This window comes from Modestobacter sp. SYSU DS0875, assembly GCF_054050915.1.
Genome location: NZ_JBJHAH010000063.1, coordinates 1 through 2,201 on the forward strand (window position 1 = coordinate 1; position 2,201 = coordinate 2,201).

Genomic DNA, 2,201 nt, shown 5'->3' on the forward strand with positions numbered 1-2,201 from the left:
GGCCCGGTCCGCGAAGCGGGCCGGGCCACCGGTCGGCCCCCTTGCAGGGGCCCGCCGCGAGCCTGCGAGTGGCGGGGGGCAAGGGGGTCCTTTCTTCAGGCGTCCCGGCGGCGGAAGAGGACGACGGCGACGGTGAGCAGGACCGCGGTCTCGGCGGCGAAGACACCGAAGCCCACCCAGGGGCCGAGGAGCGGAGAGCCGTCGAACATCGCCACCTGGCTCACCACCGCTCCGGCGTTGCCCGGCAGCAGCTTGGCGACCCACTCACCCCACGTCCCCGGCAGCGCGAACGCCAGGTTGCCGATGACGAACAGCAGCCCGACGCCCACGGTGATCGCGGCGGCGCTGTTCCGGATCAGCAGCCCCAGGGCCAGGCCGAACAGACCGACCCCCGCCAGGTACAGGCCACTGCCCAGCAGTGCCCGCAGCACGCCGTCGTCGGACAGTGCGAGGCCCACACCCTCCCGGTCGAGGAACCAGTTGCCGGCCAGGTACCCCGCGACCGCCGTGACCAGGCCGGCCAGGAAGAGGGTGCCGACCACCAGCAGGCCCTTGGCGGCGATGACCGACCCGCGCCGGGGCACCGCGGTCAAGGAGGCGCGGATCATCCCGGTGCCGTACTCGCCGGTGACCACCAGCGTGCCCAGCGCGACCGCGGTCAGCTGGGCGAAGAGCATGCCCCAGGTGACGAACGCCGCGGCCGGCTCACCTGCCTCACCGCTGGCGAGGTCCCGGGCCACGGCCCAGCAGATCAGCGCGGTCGTCCCCGCGCCCAGCAGGAACAGCAACGACAGCGCCCAGCGGGTCGACCGGACGGTCCAGAACTTGATCCACTCGGCGTGCAGCGCCGCCCCGAAGCCGGGGGTCCGGACACCGGGCACGTGCCGGTCGGGATCCAGGGACACGACGTCCGGCGCCGGAGGGGGCACGGCGAGGGTCGAGGACTCGGTCATCGGAGGGCTCCCACGGGCTCGGCCGGGTGCGCGCCGTACTCGACGCTGCCGGCGGTGAGGGTCATGAAGGCGTCCTCGAGCGAGGACTGGACGAGGGTCAGTTCGTGCAGGTGGAGGCCGGCCCCACCGACCAGCTCCCCGACGCCGGCGGCGTCCAGGCCCTGCACCCGCAGCTCGTCGCCGTGCCGGTCGACGTCCAGGCCGGAGCGCTGCAGCAGCTCGGCGACCTCGCCGGGCCGCGGGGTGCGCACCCGCACGTAGGAGGTGGCGTGGTCGGTGATGAACTGGGCCATCGAGCAGTCGGCCAGCACCCGGCCGCGGCCGATCACGATCAGGTGGTCGGCGGTCAGCGCCATCTCGCTCATCAGGTGGCTGGAGACCAGCACGGTGCGCCCCTGGCCGGCGAGCTCGCGGGCGAGGTTGCGCACCCAGCGGATGCCCTCGGGGTCCAGGCCGTTGACCGGCTCGTCGAGGACGACGACCGGCGGCTCACCGAGCAGCGCGACGGCGATCCCCAGCCGCTGGCCCATGCCGAGGGAGAACCGGCCCACCCGCTGGTCGGCGACGTCGGTGAGGCCCACCAGGTCGAGCACCTCGTCCACCCGCTTGGCCGGGATGCCGTTGCTGGCGGCCAGCCACCGCAGGTGGCTGCGGGCGCTGCGGCCCGGGTGCAGCGCCCGCGCCTCCAGCAGCACGCCGACCGAGCGCAGGGGCGCCGGGACGTCGGCGTAGCTGCGGCCACCGATGGTGACGCTGCCGCTGGTGGGCCGGTCCAGGCCGACCATCATCCGCATCGTGGTGGACTTGCCGGCCCCGTTCGGGCCGAGGAAGCCGGTGACCCGGCCGGGCTCCACGGTGAAGCTGACGCCGTCCACGGCGACCTTGGAGCCGTACGTCTTCGTGAGGTCCCGGGCGACGATCATCGCGTGACCCGGACCTGCTGTGCAGCGGTTGTGTCCATGCCCGGAAGCCTGTCGGCACACGCCCCCGCGGTACATCGGGGAGGCCCCCCAACCGACCCTGAGGCTGCCCCGACCAGGCCCCCTGAGACCCCCCTGAGCCTCCTCCCCACCGTTCTCCCGCCGTTCCCCCGCCGTTCCCCGACGATCAGCTGAGCTCACCGTGGGGGGGGGGGGGGGGGGGGGGGGGGGGGGGGGGGGGGGGGCGCGGGGGGGGGGGGCGGGGGGGGGGGGGGGGGGGGGGGGGGGGGGGGGGGGGGGGGGGGGGGGGGGGGGGGGGGGGGGGGGG

At 75.4% G+C, this 2,201-nt stretch carries 2 protein-coding genes; both read right to left on the reverse strand.

The window, feature by feature from the left end:
- Positions 1-95 precede the first annotated feature (95 nt).
- Positions 96-953, reverse strand: coding sequence for an ABC transporter permease (locus tag ACI79Y_RS19610; protein ID WP_457160097.1), 858 nt, complete (start codon positions 951-953; stop codon positions 96-98).
- Complete coding sequence (locus tag ACI79Y_RS19615; protein ID WP_457085424.1) at positions 950-1,876, reverse strand: ABC transporter ATP-binding protein; 927 nt, start codon at positions 1,874-1,876, stop codon at positions 950-952. Before ACI79Y_RS19615 ends, ACI79Y_RS19610 begins: the two co-directional genes overlap by 4 nt.
- Positions 1,877-2,201: the final 325 nt, after the last annotated feature.